The 16,320-nt window shown below is 54.6% G+C and carries 13 protein-coding genes; 8 read left to right on the forward strand and 5 right to left on the reverse strand.

The annotated features are described in order from the left end of the window. Nucleotides 1-66: 66 nt before the first annotated feature. A complete protein-coding gene (locus AC2FAP_RS03415) occupies nucleotides 67-606 on the forward strand; it encodes a glycine zipper 2TM domain-containing protein (protein ID WP_008500779.1) in 540 nt (179 codons plus the stop codon). 59 nt (nucleotides 607-665) lie between these two features. On the opposite strand, the gene comR is transcribed toward AC2FAP_RS03415, so the two are convergent. After that, the gene (comR, locus tag AC2FAP_RS03420) at nucleotides 666-1,301 is read right to left on the reverse strand and encodes a TetR family copper-responsive transcriptional repressor ComR (RefSeq protein ID WP_014169591.1); all 636 of its coding nucleotides are present in this window, start codon (nucleotides 1,299-1,301) and stop codon (nucleotides 666-668) included. A 244-nt stretch (nucleotides 1,302-1,545) separates the two neighbouring features. Between comR and bhsA the strand changes: the two genes are divergently transcribed. Next, nucleotides 1,546-1,803 (forward strand): multiple stress resistance protein BhsA, encoded by a 258-nt coding sequence (gene bhsA, locus AC2FAP_RS03425; RefSeq protein WP_013097102.1) that lies wholly within the window; start codon nucleotides 1,546-1,548, stop codon nucleotides 1,801-1,803. 79 nt (nucleotides 1,804-1,882) lie between these two features. On the opposite strand, the gene ldtC is transcribed toward bhsA, so the two are convergent. From ldtC to AC2FAP_RS03440, 3 genes are all read right to left on the reverse strand, one after another. Continuing rightward, nucleotides 1,883-2,848, reverse strand: coding sequence for a L,D-transpeptidase LdtC (gene ldtC / locus AC2FAP_RS03430; protein WP_485452839.1), 966 nt, complete (start codon nucleotides 2,846-2,848; stop codon nucleotides 1,883-1,885). A gap of 149 nt (nucleotides 2,849-2,997) precedes the next feature. After that, nucleotides 2,998-6,444: a transcription-repair coupling factor gene (gene mfd, locus AC2FAP_RS03435; RefSeq protein WP_113656783.1), complete on the reverse strand. Its 3,447-nt coding sequence runs from the start codon at nucleotides 6,442-6,444 to the stop codon at nucleotides 2,998-3,000. A gap of 148 nt (nucleotides 6,445-6,592) precedes the next feature. After that, a complete protein-coding gene (locus AC2FAP_RS03440; RefSeq protein WP_047366428.1) occupies nucleotides 6,593-7,666 on the reverse strand; it encodes an acyltransferase family protein in 1,074 nt (357 codons plus the stop codon). Nucleotides 7,667-7,922: 256 nt separating this feature from the next. Here AC2FAP_RS03440 and lolC point away from each other — a divergent pair, with 256 nt between their 5' ends. From lolC to cobB, 5 genes are read left to right on the forward strand one after another with little or no spacing between them, the layout of a single operon-like run. Beyond that, nucleotides 7,923-9,122, forward strand: a complete 1,200-nt coding sequence (gene lolC, locus AC2FAP_RS03445) for a lipoprotein-releasing ABC transporter permease subunit LolC (protein WP_032681244.1) — start codon at nucleotides 7,923-7,925, stop codon at nucleotides 9,120-9,122. Beyond that, complete coding sequence (gene lolD, locus AC2FAP_RS03450) at nucleotides 9,115-9,816, forward strand: lipoprotein-releasing ABC transporter ATP-binding protein LolD (protein ID WP_020884656.1); 702 nt, start codon at nucleotides 9,115-9,117, stop codon at nucleotides 9,814-9,816. The genes lolC and lolD overlap by 8 nt, the downstream gene beginning before the upstream one ends. After that, entirely contained in the window at nucleotides 9,816-11,060 is a 1,245-nt protein-coding gene (gene lolE, locus AC2FAP_RS03455) for a lipoprotein-releasing ABC transporter permease subunit LolE (protein ID WP_014169597.1), read from the forward strand. Before lolD ends, lolE begins: the two co-directional genes overlap by 1 nt. A gap of 54 nt (nucleotides 11,061-11,114) precedes the next feature. Then, the gene (gene nagK, locus AC2FAP_RS03460) at nucleotides 11,115-12,026 is read left to right on the forward strand and encodes an N-acetylglucosamine kinase (RefSeq protein WP_025204444.1); all 912 of its coding nucleotides are present in this window, start codon (nucleotides 11,115-11,117) and stop codon (nucleotides 12,024-12,026) included. A gap of 14 nt (nucleotides 12,027-12,040) precedes the next feature. Next, nucleotides 12,041-12,862 carry a Sir2 family NAD+-dependent deacetylase gene (gene cobB, locus AC2FAP_RS03465; RefSeq protein WP_014169599.1) on the forward strand — a complete coding sequence of 274 codons (822 nt, stop codon included), beginning with the start codon at nucleotides 12,041-12,043 and terminating at the stop codon, nucleotides 12,860-12,862. Between the two features lie 46 nt (nucleotides 12,863-12,908). Here the strand turns inward: cobB and AC2FAP_RS03470 are convergent, their stop codons facing one another. Then, on the reverse strand, nucleotides 12,909-14,840 hold the full coding sequence (locus AC2FAP_RS03470) for a methyl-accepting chemotaxis protein (RefSeq protein WP_032681242.1): 1,932 nt from the start codon (nucleotides 14,838-14,840) through the stop codon (nucleotides 12,909-12,911). 237 nt (nucleotides 14,841-15,077) lie between these two features. On the opposite strand from AC2FAP_RS03470, the gene AC2FAP_RS03475 reads away from it, so the two are divergent. After that, nucleotides 15,078-16,307, forward strand: coding sequence for an EAL and HDOD domain-containing protein (locus AC2FAP_RS03475; protein WP_047955370.1), 1,230 nt, complete (start codon nucleotides 15,078-15,080; stop codon nucleotides 16,305-16,307). Nucleotides 16,308-16,320 lie beyond the last annotated feature (13 nt).

Raw genomic sequence — 16,320 nt, forward strand, 5'->3', positions numbered from 1 at the left:
GTCTTATTGGCGAAGCGCGACCTGCATTGCAAAATTGTTACCAATAGCAACAAAGGAGGAAGTCCCGTGAATAAATCAATGTTGGCGGGTATAGGGATTGGCGTCGCTGCTGCGTTAGGTGTGGCTGCCGTTGCCAGTCTCAACGTACTGGATCGCGGCCCACAATACGCTCAGGTCGTGTCTGCTACCCCGATTAAAGAAACCGTGAAAACGCCTCGTCAGGAGTGCCGTAACGTCTCCGTGACCCATCGCCGTCCGGTACAGGATGAAAACCGTATCGCCGGTTCAGTACTGGGTGCGGTTGCCGGTGGTGTGATTGGCCATCAGTTTGGTGGTGGTCGTGGTAAAGATGTGGCGACCGTGGTCGGCGCGCTGGGCGGCGGCTATGCCGGTAACCAGGTGCAGGGCGCTATGCAGGATAACGACACGTACACGACGACTCAGCAGCGCTGCAAAACCGTCTATGACAAGTCGGAGAAAATGCTGGGTTACGACGTGACGTACAAAATTGGCGATCAGCAGGGCAAGATCCGCATGGATAAAGACCCGGGCACTCAAATTCCGCTGGATGGAAACGGCCAGCTGGTACTGAATAACAAAGTGTAAAAAAGATGTTCTCTGAACTTAGCTCCTCAAGCGCTCAGGCTGAGGAGCTTTTTTTTGCGTCAGATTTTGAGCAGTTCAGGCCACAGTTTCAGCGTGGTCGCGGTAATTGTTTGCAGTTTTTCCAGCGTAGCCCCTTCACGGGCGCTTATCGACATACCCTGCAAAATACAGTTCAGGTATTGCGCCAGCATCTGTGGATTGCAATGCGCAGGAATTTCACCTCGTTGTTGGCGCTGAGACAGGAACGCGCTTAGCGTCTCTTCCTGCATGGCATGGCGCGATTTCACCGTGTTGGCAATCTCTTTTGAGGAGGCCGCAAGGGTGGCAGAGGTGTTAATCATAAAGCAGCCCGCAGGGGTATCTTTACTGGTGAAGCAGGTCGCGACGGTGGTGAAGTAGTCCCGTAGCGCCTGTTCTACGCTTTTCTCTTCACAAAACAGCTGGGCTTCGTGTTTCGCCGCAAAGCGCGAAATGTATCTGTCCAGCACTGCCCTGAACAGCCCCTCTTTATTGGTGAATTCAGCATACAGCGTGGGTGCTTTGGCACCGGTAGCTTCCACCAGATCGGAAAGCGAGGTCGCTTCATACCCATGTTGCCAGAAGAGAGTCATGGCCTTATCAAGCGCTGCATCCCTGTCGAACACTTTTGGTCGGCCACGGCTTTTCTTCGCGCAACTCGTCACGTCGGTTGTCATTTGCCGTTGGTCCTCTGTTGGTTTGTTGAATAATCATTATAAAAATAATCGCGGGTGACCACCAGCACTGATGAGAGAAAAATAAATTAATCATATGGGTATGAAAAATAACGAATTTAAAATTTAATTAATGTTCGTTATAAAAAGATGTTGACGCGTGAGCTGGATCACATTTATTATTTACCTATCGATCGTTAACTAAATGGCTAACGACCTCCAAATCATCTGCCCAAAGGTAAAAATCATGAAAAACGTAAAAACCCTCATCGCTGCTGCTGTTCTGAGTTCACTTTCTTTTGCAAGCTTCGCTGCGGTTGAAGTGCAATCAACCCCTGCTGATCAGCATAAAGTCGGGACTATCTCTGCTTCTGCCGGGACTAACCTGGGCTCACTGGAAGATCAGCTGGCGCAGAAAGCTGACGAGATGGGTGCAAAATCTTTCCGCATCACCTCAGTGACCGGTCCTAACACCCTGCACGGCACCGCTGTTATCTACAAATAAGCCGGGCTAAACCCTCATTTATGCCACTGCGATGCCACTGTAAAAAAGCCCTGCTCAGCAGGGCTTTTTTTATTGGGGATCACATCGACTGCTGGGTGACATCCTGATGCCGGGTGACATCGGTGGGCATCCCGGAACGCGCCTCCATCGCACGCTCCATCACGATGCCATCCGTGCGGGCATTCGTTTTAAAGCTCACCATCGCGGCATTCAGATTAATTGGCAGTGTCTGCGGATCGTCGCCAATGTTTTTCGATAACGGCTGGTGAATTTCAACCAGTCTTACGCCACCCGGCTCCTCAGAAACCTTAATGGGCGTATTAATAATATTCACTCGGGTACCAGGCGCGATCACGCTATAGAGCGTCTTGATATCATCATCGCGCAGACGAATACAGCCGGAACTGACGCGCATCCCGATACCGAAATCCGCATTTGTTCCATGCAGAAGGTAAACGCCACCATAGGCCGCAAGACGGATCGCGTGGTGACCCATCGGATTCTCCGGACCCGCTGGCACCACAGCCGGCAAATCAATCCCCTGTGCTTTATAGCGAGCACGAATATTAGCCGTTGGCGTCCAGGTTGGGTTGGCACGTTTATCCGATACGGTGGTGACCATTGTTGGGGTCAGCGTGTCGCCGCCCAGTTGGCCAATACCGATTGGATAAACGGTGACTTCATTTTTACCCGGTGGGTAATAGTAAAGACGCAGCTCGGCAAGGTTTATCACGATCCCTTCGCGCGCGACATCCGGGAGAATGGTCTGCAACGGGATGGTCAGGACGCTGCCAGCACGTGGCACATAGGGGTCGACGCCAGGGTTAGCCTGCAGCAGAGCCAGAAAGCCTACGTTATATTTTTTGGCAATCGCTTCGAGCGATCCCCCATTATTTTCAACCACATGAAAACGGTTTTCGCCCACGACCTTGCTGCCAGCAGGGGGAAGAGGCCAGGTATTTGCGCGTGCAGGAAGCGCAACAGCGACCGTTGCTGCCAGCGCAAACACGGTTATCAAGCGGGTAAAACGCGAAAAGGTCATCATCACCATAATCCATATAAATAATAAGGTTATTGTTTTATAAGGCGTTAACGATAATTATGGCGAATGGGTATGTCGGGAAATCCAGGTGAAGTGCAAAGAGTTTGTAAATTGTCCCCCCGTAAGCATTGCGCCAACGGGGGGAAGGGGAATTATGCGACAGCGTTCTCTTCCAGCTGACGCATAAAGTGACGAACCCACTCCATCCGGTTTTTACGATCCGTCAGCTCCTGCGTAAATTTCAGACGCGTTGGACCATCCAGACGGAAATGCTGCGGCTGTTTCTGGAGCAGACCGATTAGCCACATCGGATTAACGTGATTCTTCTCGGCAAATTCAATCACGCCACCTTTTTCATTGCCTTCGAGCTTACGAATGCCCAGCTTTTGTGCCTGCTGGCGCAGCCTCGCAATATCCAGCAGGTTTCTCGCGGCATCCGGCAACAGGCCAAAGCGATCGATCAGCTCTACTTTAATTTCATCCAGTTCGTTCTCATTTTTCGCACTGGCGATACGTTTGTAGAACGACAGACGTGTGTTCACATCCGGAATAAAATCATCCGGTAGCAGGGAAGGCATGCGCAGTTCCACCTCAGTTTGCTGGCTGGTCAGATCTTCCAGCGATGGCTCACGTCCGGCCTTCAGGGCATCGACCGCATTTTCCAGCAGCTCCATATAGAGCGAGAAGCCGATGGTTTCCATCGAGCCGCTCTGGTCTTCGCCCAGAAGTTCACCTGCACCGCGGATCTCAAGGTCGTGTGTCGCCAGCGCGAAGCCCGCGCCCAGATCTTCCAGCGATGCGATAGCCTCCAGACGTTTTTGCGCATCGGTAGTCATCGCTTTCGGATGCGGGGTCAGCAGCCAGGCGTAGGCCTGATGGTGCGAGCGGCCAACGCGGCCACGCAACTGGTGAAGCTGCGCCAGTCCAAAGTGATCCGCGCGCTCAATAATGATGGTATTGGCCGTCGGAATATCGATCCCGGTCTCAATGATGGTGGTACACACCAAGACGTTAAAGCGCTGGTGGTGGAAATCGTTCATCACCCGCTCCAGCTCGCGCTCGCGCATTTGACCGTGACCGATAGCGATGCGCGCTTCCGGCACCAGTTCTGCCAGCCTGTCCGCCGCTTTCTGGATATTTTCCACGTCGTTGTAGAGATAATAGACCTGACCCCCGCGCAGTACTTCACGCAGAATAGCCTCGCGGACGACCAGGTTGTCGTACTCACGAACAAAGGTTTTTACCGCCAGACGACGTGCCGGCGGCGTGGCGATAATCGACAGGTCGCGCATGCCGCTCATCGCCATATTCAGCGTTCGCGGAATCGGTGTGGCGGTGAGGGTGAGGATATCGACGTCGGCACGCATCGCTTTAATACGCTCTTTATGACGGACCCCGAAGCGGTGTTCTTCATCGACGATCAACAGCCCCAGATCTTTCCACTTCACATCACTCTGCAGCAGCTTGTGGGTGCCGATCAGAATATCGATCTTACCCTCGCTGGCCTGTTCCAGAATCTGCGTCTGCTCTTTGGTACTGCGAAAACGTGACAGCATCTCAATACGAACCGGCCAGTTGGCGAAACGGTCACGGAAGTTGTCAAAATGCTGCTGGGCGAGCAGGGTGGTAGGCACCAGCACCGCGACCTGTTTGTTGTTTTCTACCGCGAGGAAGGCGGCGCGCATCGCCACTTCGGTTTTGCCGAAGCCGACATCGCCGCAAACCAGCCTGTCCATCGCCAGCGGCTGGCACATGTCGCTCAGCACAGCATTAATGGCCTGAGCCTGATCCGGCGTGGTTTCAAACGGGAAGCTATCGCAGAACATCTGGTACTGTTGTTTATCATGCCTGAAGGCAAAGCCTTCTTTGGCCGCGCGTTGGGCGTAGATATCCAGCAGTTCTGCCGCCACATCACGCACTTTTTCCGCGGCTTTCTGCCGCGCGCGCGCCCAGGCGTCGCCGCCCAGTTTATGTAATGGCGCATGATCTTCTGCACCGCCGGCATAGCGGCTGATGAGATGCAGGGAAGAGACCGGCACATAGAGTTTGGCGTCATTGGCGTAGGTCAGCATCAGGTATTCGCCCTTGATGCCACCGGCTTCCAGCGTCGTCATGCCCTGATAACGGCCAACCCCGTGCTCGAGGTGAACAATCGGCTGGCCGGGGTGCAGTTCGGCGAGGTTACGGATCAACGTGTCCGGATTAATGGTGCGACGGCTGTCCTGACGGCGGCGCGCCACGCGTTCCCCCAGCAGGTCGCTTTCGCAAATCAGCGCCAGATTGTTGAGGGTATCCACAAACCCGTGCTCGGCGGAGCCAATCATCAGATAACGGCCATTATCGGTGGCTTCACTCAGGCGCAAAATACGTTTCGGCGCAATTTTGATCCGCCCCAGCAGTTCACCCAGCGCTTCCCGACGGCCTTCACTTTCAACGGAAAACACGACCGGCCCGGTAAAGGACTCGAGGAACTTGCGCAGATTATCCAGCGGCGACTTCTGCTGCGCCTGAACGGATAAATCCGGTAGCGTGCGGAAGGCGAGGTTGGTATTGGCGGCCTTGTCGGCGAGCGAATCGGTTTTGAGCTGCATACGCGGCCAGCGTTTGAGCTCGGCGTTCAGCTCATCAGTGCGCAGCCACAGCACTTCCGGTGGCAACAGCGGACGCATCGGGTCCACGCCCCGGTTTTCAAAGCGGGCGCGGGTTTCGCTCTCAAAACGGCTGGCGCTGGCGTCGATATCACCGGTGTTAACAATCAGCGTATTGGCCGGGAAATAGCTGAACAGCGCGGGCAGAGGCTCGTTAAAAAACAGCGGCTGCCAGTATTCAATACCCGCCGGCAGCGTCCCTTTGCTGACCTGCTGATAGATATGTTCGGCATCGCGTTTGACGTCGAATCTGTCGCGCCACTGGCTGCGGAACAGCTCGATTGCGGTTTTGTCGGTCGGGAACTCATGTGCGGGCAGTAAATTGATGGAGTCCACTTCTTCCAGCGTGCGCTGCGTGTCGGCGTCGAACACGCGCAGGCTGTCGATTTCATCATCGAAGAAATCCAGACGATACGGCTGGTCGCTGCCCATCGGGTAAAGATCGAGCAGTGCACCACGCGTGGCATATTCCCCGTGCTCCATCACCTGATCGACATGGCGATAACCGGCGCTGTCGAGCTGCGCGCGCAGGGCGTCCCGGGACAGGCGCTGGCCTTTTTTCATCACCAGCGCATGGCCATGAAGATAGCTGTGCGGACAGACGCGCTGCATCAGGGTGTTTACGGGGACGATCAGCACGCCGCGCTGCATCGTCGGTAACTGATACAGGGTCGACAGACGAGAGGAGATGATCTCCTGGTGCGGCGAGAAACTGTCATACGGCAGCGTTTCCCAGTCGGCCAGACTGAACACCAGATTGTCAGTGAACTGGCGGATTTCATCATGCAGACGCAGGGCATTTTGCATATCCGGGGCAACCAGTACCACCGGACCCGGGTGTCGCTCAGCGATTTCTGCCACCAGCGTGGCGCACGCCGCGCCAGTAAGTTCGCCCAGCTGGCGCTGATCGCCCGCTTTGACAGGCAAGGAATATCGATAGTGTTCAGGCATGGCTATGTCAGAGTCTCTTGGGGATATACCAACAGTATTGGGGCATATCACTGATACGCAATGTCTTTATTATCCTCGATCGTTTTACATAATCAAACCGGAACCGCACAGGGAGGAAATTCGCCCCCAAAAGGGGGCGAAAAGCGCATCAGCGGCTGGCCGATGACGGAGAAAGCGTGGAAGGCGGGGAGAAGAACACATCACCAAACAGTGCGGTGGAGATCTTACGGACCCCAAGCCCGGCAACGGTGCAGAGCAACAGGCTGGCAAACGGGTAGACCAGAATCAACGTCAGTTCCGCCCAGACCGGCCAGTATGCGGCATTCATCTCACCAATCAGGAACAGGCTAAAGGCCTCAATCAGGATGCGATGGGTGGTATAAATCGCGATGGTATTAGAACCGATCACGTTAAGCAGATTATTAGGATGGACGGCATAACGTTGCTCAATGCTGTAGAAAAGCTTCATGATTAACACAATCGACAGCAGGGAGAGCAGCAGCGGGACGTTAGCAAACCACAGCACCACAGAAACGGCAGCGAACGCGGCTAATGCCAGCCAGGCGCGACGCAGATTGAACCCTTTCATCCACGCCATCAGCTCAGCGCCATACCACGCGCCGAGGCTGTAGTAGATCATGTTGCGCACCACGCTGTTCATTCCCCACCACGGCAGCGGCAGGAAGTTTATCGCGACGCTCGCCAGTGCCAGCAGCCCCAGTACCGGCAGCTTCCAGCGGCTCAGCAGTTTACACAGCGTGAAATAGACCACCAGGGCATACAGATACCAGAGACTGGTGCTGGCGGTGAGCATTCCCTTCACAAACCCGGAAAGGGAATCGGCATAGGCCGCATTGGAGGAAGTGGCCAGTTCACGCTCGGGAGCAAGCCAGGCGTTGAGGTGGCTCAGCGCCTGCCATTGCAGAACGCCCCACAGCGCCAGCACCCAGACAATACTCCAGATCCGTTTATCGAGACTGGTACGCCAGTCCACCTCATCGATGTAACGTCGAATCAGATAGCCGGAAATGAAGAAAAACACCGGCATGCGGAAGGGAGCAAGATAGAGATTAAAATAGACCCAACATTTGGCGAGAAGACCGGATAACGGATGTTGTAACCCATTGAGATGGGGATAAAAGGTGATGACTGAATGGTAGATAACCACCAGGCAGATACACAGCCCTTTTATCTGGTTAATCCATAATGCTTTTTGCTTCATTGTTCGCGACTACCTTTTTGCCATAAACGAACGAACAATTGTTGTTAAACAAAACCGTGATGTAACGGGTAACAGTCTGTATCAGGAGGTTTTTCGGAAAAGGTGGAGGCTGTACAGGGAGGTTTCAGAGAGTAGTACCCTGATTTATCTGAATTTTTCAGAAAAATGATTACCAAAGCTTACGGTTTCAGTCATTTACGCTTAAGGGATTCGCTTATATACTCGTGGGTCTGCTATCAGCAAACAGACGGATTTCATGTACCAACCTGTCGCACTCTTCATAGGCTTACGTTATATGCGTGGGCGCGCCGCGGACCGCTTCGGTCGCTTTGTCTCCTGGCTTTCGACTATTGGCATTACGCTTGGCGTAATGGCTCTGGTGACGGTTCTTTCCGTCATGAACGGCTTTGAGCGCGAGCTGCAAAACAACATCCTGGGGCTGATGCCGCAGGCTATCCTCTCCTCAACCAACGGTTCCGTTAACCCACAACAGCTCCCGGAAAGCGCGGCGAAGTTACAGGGTGTCACGCGCGTTGCGCCGTTAACCACGGGCGATGTGGTGCTGCAAAGCGCCCGTAGCGTGGCGGTCGGCGTGATGCTGGGCATTGACCCGGCGCAAAACGACCCGCTGACGCCGTTCCTCGTGAACGTGAAGCAGACCGACCTGGAAGCCGGCAAATATAACGTGATCCTCGGCGAGCAACTGGCCGGGCAGCTTGGCGTCAACCGTGGCGACCAGCTGCGCGTAATGGTGCCGTCGGCCAGTCAGTTTACGCCGATGGGACGTTTGCCAAGCCAGCGCTTGTTCACGGTGGTTGGCACGTTTGCCGCCAACAGCGAAGTCGATGGTTATCAGATGCTGGTGAATATTCAGGACGCGTCACGTCTGATGCGCTATCCGGCGGGGAATATCACCGGCTGGCGCCTGTGGCTCGACGCCCCGCTAAAAGTGGATACCCTCAGCCAGCAAACGTTGCCGGAAGGGACCAAATGGCAGGACTGGCGTGAACGCAAGGGCGAGCTGTTCCAGGCCGTGCGGATGGAAAAAAATATGATGGGGCTGCTGCTGAGCCTGATCGTGGCGGTCGCGGCCTTCAACATCATCACCTCACTGGGGTTGATGGTGATGGAAAAGCAGGGTGAGGTCGCCATTCTGCAGACTCAGGGGCTAACGCCGCGCCAGATCATGGCGGTATTTATGGTGCAGGGTGCCAGTGCCGGGATTATCGGTGCGCTACTCGGTGCGGCGCTGGGGGCGCTGCTCGCCAGCCAGCTTAACAATTTAATGCCGATCATCGGCGCTCTGCTTGATGGTGCGGCGCTGCCCGTGGCTATCGAACCGTTACAGGTGATTGGAATTGCGCTGGCTGCGATGGCCATTGCGCTGCTTTCTACGCTTTATCCTTCCTGGCGCGCTGCCGCCACTCAACCCGCTGAGGCTTTACGTTATGAATAAGATCCTGTTGCAATGCGACAACCTGTCCAAACGCTATCAGGAAGGCACTGTGCAGACTGACGTGTTGCACAACGTGAGCTTCAGCGTAGGCGAAGGTGAGATGATGGCGATTGTGGGCAGTTCCGGCTCCGGGAAAAGTACGTTATTACACCTGCTCGGTGGGCTGGATACACCCACCAGCGGTGACGTGATTTTCTCCGGCCAGCCGATGAGCAAAATGTCATCTGCGGCAAAAGCGGAGCTGCGTAACCGCGAGCTGGGCTTTATCTACCAGTTTCACCACCTGCTGCCGGATTTCACGGCGCTGGAAAACGTGGCGATGCCGCTGCTGATTGGTAAAAAGAAACCCGCAGAAATTAACACCCGCGCCAGCGATATGCTGAAAGCGGTTGGGCTTGGGCATCGCGGTAATCATCGTCCTTCTGAACTTTCCGGCGGTGAACGCCAGCGTGTGGCCATTGCGCGTGCGCTGGTCAACAATCCGCGCCTGGTACTGGCGGATGAGCCAACGGGTAACCTGGACGCCCGCAACGCGGACAGTATTTTCCAGCTGCTGGGTGAGTTGAATGCCTCGCAGGGAACCGCGTTTCTGGTGGTAACCCACGATCTCCAGCTGGCAAAACGGATGGGACGTCAGCTTGAGATGCGCGACGGTCATCTGAACCCAGAACTGACCCTGATGGGGGCGGAGTAATGGCTTCACCGTTATCGTTACTCATAGGGTTGCGTTTTAGCCGCGGACGTCGTCGCGGCGGCATGGTGTCACTGATCTCGGTGATCTCCACCATCGGTATTGCGCTGGGGGTGGCGGTGCTGATCGTGGGCCTTAGCGCCATGAACGGTTTTGAGCGTGAACTGAATAACCGCATCCTGGCGGTGGTCCCGCACGGTGAAATCGAACCGGTGAATCAGCCGTGGACGCACTGGAGCGATGCCCTGAGCAAAATCGAAAAAGTGCCAGGCATCGTGGCGGCCGCGCCTTACATTAACTTTACCGGGCTGGTCGAGAGCGGCGTTAACCTGCGCGCCATTCAGGTAAAAGGGGTGAACCCGGTGCAGGAAGAGCGCCTCAGCGCGTTGCCGAAATATGTGCAAAACGGCGCGTGGGCAAACTTTAAGGCCGGTGAACAGCAAATTATTATGGGCAAAGGCGTTGCCGAGGCCCTGAAGGTTAAGCAGGGCGACTGGGTCTCTATCATGATCCCGAACGCCAGTGCCGACCACAAGCTGCAGCAGCCTAAACGCGTACGTCTGCACGTCACCGGTATTCTTCAGTTAAGCGGCCAGCTCGATCACAGCTTTGCGATGGTGCCGATGGAAGATGCGCGCCAGTATCTCGACATGGCCGACAGCGTGACGGGGATTGCCATTAAGGTCAACGACGTCTTCAACGCCAATAAGCTGGTGCGTGATGCCGGCAGCGTGACCAATAACTATGTCTACATCAAAAGCTGGATTGGCACTTACGGTTATATGTACCGTGATATCCAGATGATCCGCGCCATTATGTATCTGGCGATGGTGCTGGTGATTGGGGTCGCGTGCTTTAATATCGTTTCGACGCTGGTGATGGCGGTCAAAGACAAGAGCGGCGACATCGCCGTCCTGCGTACCCTGGGGGCAAAAGACGGTCTTATTCGCGCCATCTTTGTCTGGTACGGTCTGCTGGCTGGACTGTTCGGGAGCCTCTGTGGCGTGGTGATTGGCGTGGTGGTTTCTCTGCAGCTGACGCCAATTATCAATGGCATCGAGGCGCTTATTGGCCACCAGTTCCTGTCAGGTGATATCTATTTTATTGACTTCCTGCCGTCTGAATTGCACTGGCTGGACGTTTTTTATGTGCTGGTAACGGCACTTTTACTGAGTCTGCTGGCAAGCTGGTATCCGGCGCGTCGCGCAAGCCGAATTGATCCGGCGAGGGTACTAAGTGGCCAGTAATTACGTCATGATTTAGCGGTCGTCAGGCCGCCAAATCAAAAAGAGGAATGCGTGATGTATTATGGATTTGATATTGGCGGCACCAAAATTGCGCTGGGCGTGTTTGATAAAAACCTCAAACTGCAGTGGGAAACCCGCGTTCCCACACCACGCGAAAGCTATGATGAATTTTTAACTGCCATTGCCGCGCTGGTGGCGCAAGCTGATTCACGTTTTGGCGTGAAAGGCAGCGTCGGCATTGGTATTCCGGGAATGCCCGAAACTGACGATGGTACGCTGTATGCGGCCAACGTTCCTGCTGCCAGCGGTAAACCGCTGCGCGCCGATCTCTCCGCTCTGCTTGAACGCGACGTGCGTTTAGATAATGATGCCAACTGTTTTGCACTCTCCGAAGCCTGGGACGATGAGTTTCAGCGCTATCCGCTGGTGATGGGGCTGATCCTCGGCACGGGCGTAGGGGGAGGGATCGTCATCAACGGTAAGCCGATTACCGGGCGCAGTTACATTACGGGAGAGTTCGGCCATATCCGCCTGCCGGTTGATGCCCTGGCGGTCGTCGGGCGCGACTTCCCGCTGACCCGCTGCGGTTGCGGTCAGCATGGCTGTATTGAGAACTACCTCTCCGGACGTGGGTTTGCATGGCTTTACGAACACTTCTATCATCAGAAACTTGAAGCCCCTCAAATCATTACCTTGTGGGAGCAGGGGGATGCGCAGGCGCGAGAGCACGTTGAGCGCTATCTGGATCTGCTGGCGGTGTGTCTGGGAAATATTCTCACCATCGTCGACCCGGATCTGCTGGTGATTGGGGGAGGGCTTTCAAACTTTAGCGCGTTAACGGAACAGCTGTCCGGGCGTTTGCCCCGACATTTATTGCCGGTTGCCCGCGTGCCGCGTATTGAACGTGCGCGACACGGGGACGCAGGAGGGATGCGCGGAGCCGCATTCCTTCATCTCACCGATTAGTTTACGAGGTTTTTATGCTGTCGCGTCGCTTAGGTCGACTCAGCCGTTTTCGCAAAAATAAACGCCGCTTACGTGAGCGCTTGCGCCAGCGGATCTTTTTCAGAGACAGAATGATGCCAGAAGCGATGGATAAACCCAGAGTGGTGGTGCTGACCGGGGCGGGGATCTCCGCAGAGTCAGGTATTCGTACTTTCCGCGCTGCGGACGGGTTATGGGAAGAGCACCGTGTTGAGGATGTGGCGACGCCGGAAGGCTTTGCCCGCGATCCGGATCTTGTGCAGGCGTTTTATAACGCCCGCCGTCGTCAGCTGCAGCAGCCAGAGGTTGTGCCTAATCCGGCGCATCTGGCGCTGGCGAAGCTGGAAGAGGCGCTTGGCGATCGTTTTTTACTGGTTACGCAGAATATCGACAATCTGCATGAACGGGCCGGTAACAAAAACATCATCCATATGCACGGTGAACTGCTGAAAGTTCGCTGCGCCTGGAGCGGTCAGGTGCTGGACTGGAAAGAGGACGTGCTGCCTGAAGATAAGTGCCACTGCTGCCAGTTTCCGTCGCGCCTGCGCCCGCATGTGGTCTGGTTTGGTGAAATGCCGCTTGGTATGGATGACATCTACAGCGCGCTGGCCATGGCGGATGTCTTTATCGCCATTGGCACGTCTGGCCATGTCTATCCGGCGGCCGGCTTTGTTCACGAAGCGCGGCTGCACGGCGCGCATACGGTTGAGCTGAATCTTGAGCCGAGCCAGGTGGGCAGCGAGTTCGAAGAGAAGCACTATGGCCTGGCCAGTACCGTCGTACCGGAGTTTGTCGATAAGCTCCTGAAAGGGCTGTAATCGCGATAGCCTGAAAAGGCACCCGTCCTGCGGGTGCCTTTTTTGTTTATGGCGTAAAGTACGCCAGCGTTTTCTCCAGCGATTTCGCCTGCTCGTCCAGTGACAGGGCCGCTGCCGAGATCTGTTGTACCAGGGACGCGTTTTGCTGGGTCGTGCTGTCCATCTGATTGACGGCAATGCTGACCTGGCTAATTCCCCGATTCTGCTCATCCAGAGCCTGAACAATATCGTTAATCACCAGATGCACATGCGACACGGCCTCAATGACCTGCTTCATCATGACGCCGGTTTCATTGACCAGCTCAACGCCTTTGCTGACACGGCCTGAAGACTCGGCTATCAGCTGGGAGATCTCTTTTGCCGCGTTGGCGCTTCGCTGGGCAAGGTTGCGCACTTCACCCGCCACCACTGCAAAACCGCGCCCCTGTTCGCCCGCGCGCGCCGCTTCTACGGCGGCATTTAGCGCCAGAATATTGGTCTGGAAGGCGATACCGTCCACAATGCTGTTGATCTCTCCAATCTTACGGGCGCTTTCGTCAATTTCCCCGATCACCACCACGACATCGTTGACCAGCGTCTCGCCATGTCCGGCAAGGGTCGCGGCGCGATCGGTAAGGGTGGTAGCTTTGTGCGCATTGTCGGCGTTATTTTTCACCGTGACCGAAATCTCTTCCATGCTGGCCGCGGTTTCGACAATCGCCGCTGCCTGTTCTTCGGTGCGTGAGGCCAGATCGAGATTGCCTGCCGAAATTTCACTGGTGCCACCGTGAACGGAGTGGCTGGCTTCGCTGATGTTACCCACGATGCGCTTGAGCTGCATCTGCATGGTGTGCAGGGCGTAAAAAATACTGCTGGTATCCCCGGGACGCACCGGGATAGCGTTGTTCAGGTCGCCTCCGGCCACGGCCAGCGCGATCCCGGCGGCATCTGACGGTTCGCCCCCCACCGGGCGGTCCACTTTACGGGTAAAGATTTGCGCCATGACCAGGCTGACAACCACAATGCTTAACACCATCAGGAGGATGGCTTTCAGTAAAAATTGTCTTGCCTCGGCCATCACTTCGCTGACCGGGGTGACAATAGCCAGCTTCCAGGGCGTCTGACTGTTGCCGATGGTAATCGCCTGCCAGGTGATAAACGCCTCTTCCTTCAGTTGAGGATCGTTTGTGCGTATCACCTCATCCCCTGTGACGGTTCCAGTGTAAGGCTTGCCTACGGCACGTTTATCCGGGCTGGAAACCACGTTGTTGCCCGCCGACAGAAGCAGGGCGTAGCCTGTACCGTTCCACGGTTTAATCGCCCCGATCATCGATTGCAGGGTAGCGAGTGAGAAATCCGATGTGACGGACCCCAGGAACTGACCCTCACGCATGATGGGGGCGGCAATCGAGGTGAGCATTACGTCCACCCCATTGTAGGGATAAATATAGGGTTCGATGATGACATCTTTTTGCCGTTGCTTCGGCAGCAGATAATAATCACCGCTGCCGGGCGTTTCGATGTCCGTCAGCAGATGTAATGCCGGTTTGCCTGTGGCGTCGCGGTCAACGTAGCGGGCGTAACGTCCGGCGGGATCTTCACCGCTCTGACCGGCAAAGGTGGCATCGTTGCCATCGAAGGCATCAGGTTCAAAGGCCATCGACATTGAAAGAAACTGAGGGTGCGCTGAGAGATAATGGATTAGCAGCTGGTTGAGCCCCTGTCGATCAGCGATGCCCGCGTCGCGCAGTGCCTGAGCGCTATTTCCCATGTCACGCGCGGCCGTCAGGGCGGAATCCATCTGTTTACTGACCTGCAAAGACTGCACTTCAGCAATCTGACGGATGTGTTTTTTAGCCAGCACTTCTTGCTGATCCATCCACTGCCACATCATAAAACCGATCGTTGCCGTAAAGCCCACCGTCACGGTGAGGAAAATGGACAATAGCATCAACGTCTTGACTCTTATTTTTTGTTTTCGGACCATGGCGTCTTTCATTCTCAACTCCCGTAATGACGTGCATGTCGGGCAGGCACAGATCACTTATCGGATATTTCGCCATGTTTCTGTAGAGCACCGGGTATATTTAATTTAAATTTTTGATCGCTAATTCCCGTTAATTAGTGTGGATGCTTTTATTTTGTGCATTCAATCAAATTAGTGTTCGATAATGCTCGTTATCGTTGTGCAGATAGGGGATGCTAATAAATATAAAGACGTTCAGGAGGATGGGATATGTATGGATTTATCGCGAGACAACCCATTTTTAACCTCGATATGAATACCGTGGCCTATGAGCTGCTTTTCAGAGACGGAATGACCAACCGTTTCCCCGATGTGTCGGCGGAATATGCCACGTCCAGAATGATATCAGACCAGTTCTTATCCGTGCCGTCCCAGCGCATCGCCGGAGAACATACGTCGTTTATCAATTTTCCTTCCCGGATGATCATTGACCGCAGCGCTGAGGCGCTGGACAAAAACAACGTGGTCATTGAGATCCTTGAGGATGCTGACCCGGGTGAGGCGCTTTTGCAGGCCGTGAGAGAAATGTATGAGCACGGGTACTGCTTTGCGCTCGATGATTTCACTCTCGCACCGGAATGGGATGTTTTCTTGCCCTATATTTCCATCATCAAATTCGATGTCCAGAATTACACCTTAGCGCAAATTCAAAATTACCTGAGTGAGCATAAAAGCCTGACCGGGCATATTAAATATCTGGCTGAAAAAATTGAGACTAAAGAGGAATTCAAACAATACAGCGATGCCGGATTTTCTCTTTTTCAGGGATATTTTTTCTGTCGTCCGGAGGTGATTAAATATAAACGGCTATCGCAAAATCAGCTTGCAATTTTCCGTCTGCAAATGGAAGTAGGACGCAATAAACCTGACTTTCGGATCATCGAGGCGTTAATCAAAAGCGACCTCACGCTGTCCTATAAAATCATGCGCTATATGAAGCACACCGCTTTTAAACACATGGGGGCCTGTAATTTCAGCAAGTTAACCCTGAGTGAAGTGCTGAGGTATCTTGGAGAAAATCAGCTCAGAAGGTTTGTAGCCGTTGTAGTGCTGGCAAGTGCAGCCAACGACACCGTCACCGAGCTTTACCCGATGAGTATGATGCGCGGGAAATTCTGTGAACTGATTGCCGAGAAACTGAACGAGCCGATGCTGGCTGAGAATGCGTTCATGTGCGGTCTGTTCTCACTGCTTGATACCCTGCTTGAGCTGCCGATGGCAGAGCTGATGACGCAAATTGCTGTCCCGCAGAGCGTGAGTAATGCGTTGTGCCATCAGGAAGGGCAGTTAGCGGACATGGTTCGCCTCTGCCATTACTACGAGCAGCAGCAGTGGGATGAGGCAAGCAGAATAAGTCACGCGCTGGGGCTGGCAGAGGAAGAGATCGTAGAGGCGATGAGGAAGGCCACGATCTGGGCCGGGGAGAACGCCGTCAGTTAATCGTTCCTCACTC

The organism is Enterobacter cloacae complex sp. 394I7, from assembly GCF_057320345.1.

Bases quoted from the DNA above. Each gene is read 5' to 3' on its own strand.
- mfd (WP_113656783.1), bottom strand. From the start codon at position 6,444: ATGCCTGAACACTATCGATATTCCTTGCCTGTCAAAGCGGGCGATCAG.
- ldtC (WP_485452839.1), bottom strand. From the start codon at position 2,848: ATGATGACCTTTTCGCGTTTTACCCGCTTGATAACCGTGTTTGCGCTG.
- lolD (WP_020884656.1), top strand. From the start codon at position 9,115: ATGAATAAGATCCTGTTGCAATGCGACAACCTGTCCAAACGCTATCAG.
- lolC (WP_032681244.1), top strand. From the start codon at position 7,923: ATGTACCAACCTGTCGCACTCTTCATAGGCTTACGTTATATGCGTGGG.
- comR (WP_014169591.1), bottom strand. From the start codon at position 1,301: ATGACAACCGACGTGACGAGTTGCGCGAAGAAAAGCCGTGGCCGACCA.
- lolE (WP_014169597.1), top strand. From the start codon at position 9,816: ATGGCTTCACCGTTATCGTTACTCATAGGGTTGCGTTTTAGCCGCGGA.
- nagK (WP_025204444.1), top strand. From the start codon at position 11,115: ATGTATTATGGATTTGATATTGGCGGCACCAAAATTGCGCTGGGCGTG.
- AC2FAP_RS03440 (WP_047366428.1), bottom strand. From the start codon at position 7,666: ATGAAGCAAAAAGCATTATGGATTAACCAGATAAAAGGGCTGTGTATC.
- bhsA (WP_013097102.1), top strand. From the start codon at position 1,546: ATGAAAAACGTAAAAACCCTCATCGCTGCTGCTGTTCTGAGTTCACTT.
- cobB (WP_014169599.1), top strand. From the start codon at position 12,041: ATGCTGTCGCGTCGCTTAGGTCGACTCAGCCGTTTTCGCAAAAATAAA.
- AC2FAP_RS03470 (WP_032681242.1), bottom strand. From the start codon at position 14,840: ATGAAAGACGCCATGGTCCGAAAACAAAAAATAAGAGTCAAGACGTTG.
- AC2FAP_RS03475 (WP_047955370.1), top strand. From the start codon at position 15,078: ATGTATGGATTTATCGCGAGACAACCCATTTTTAACCTCGATATGAAT.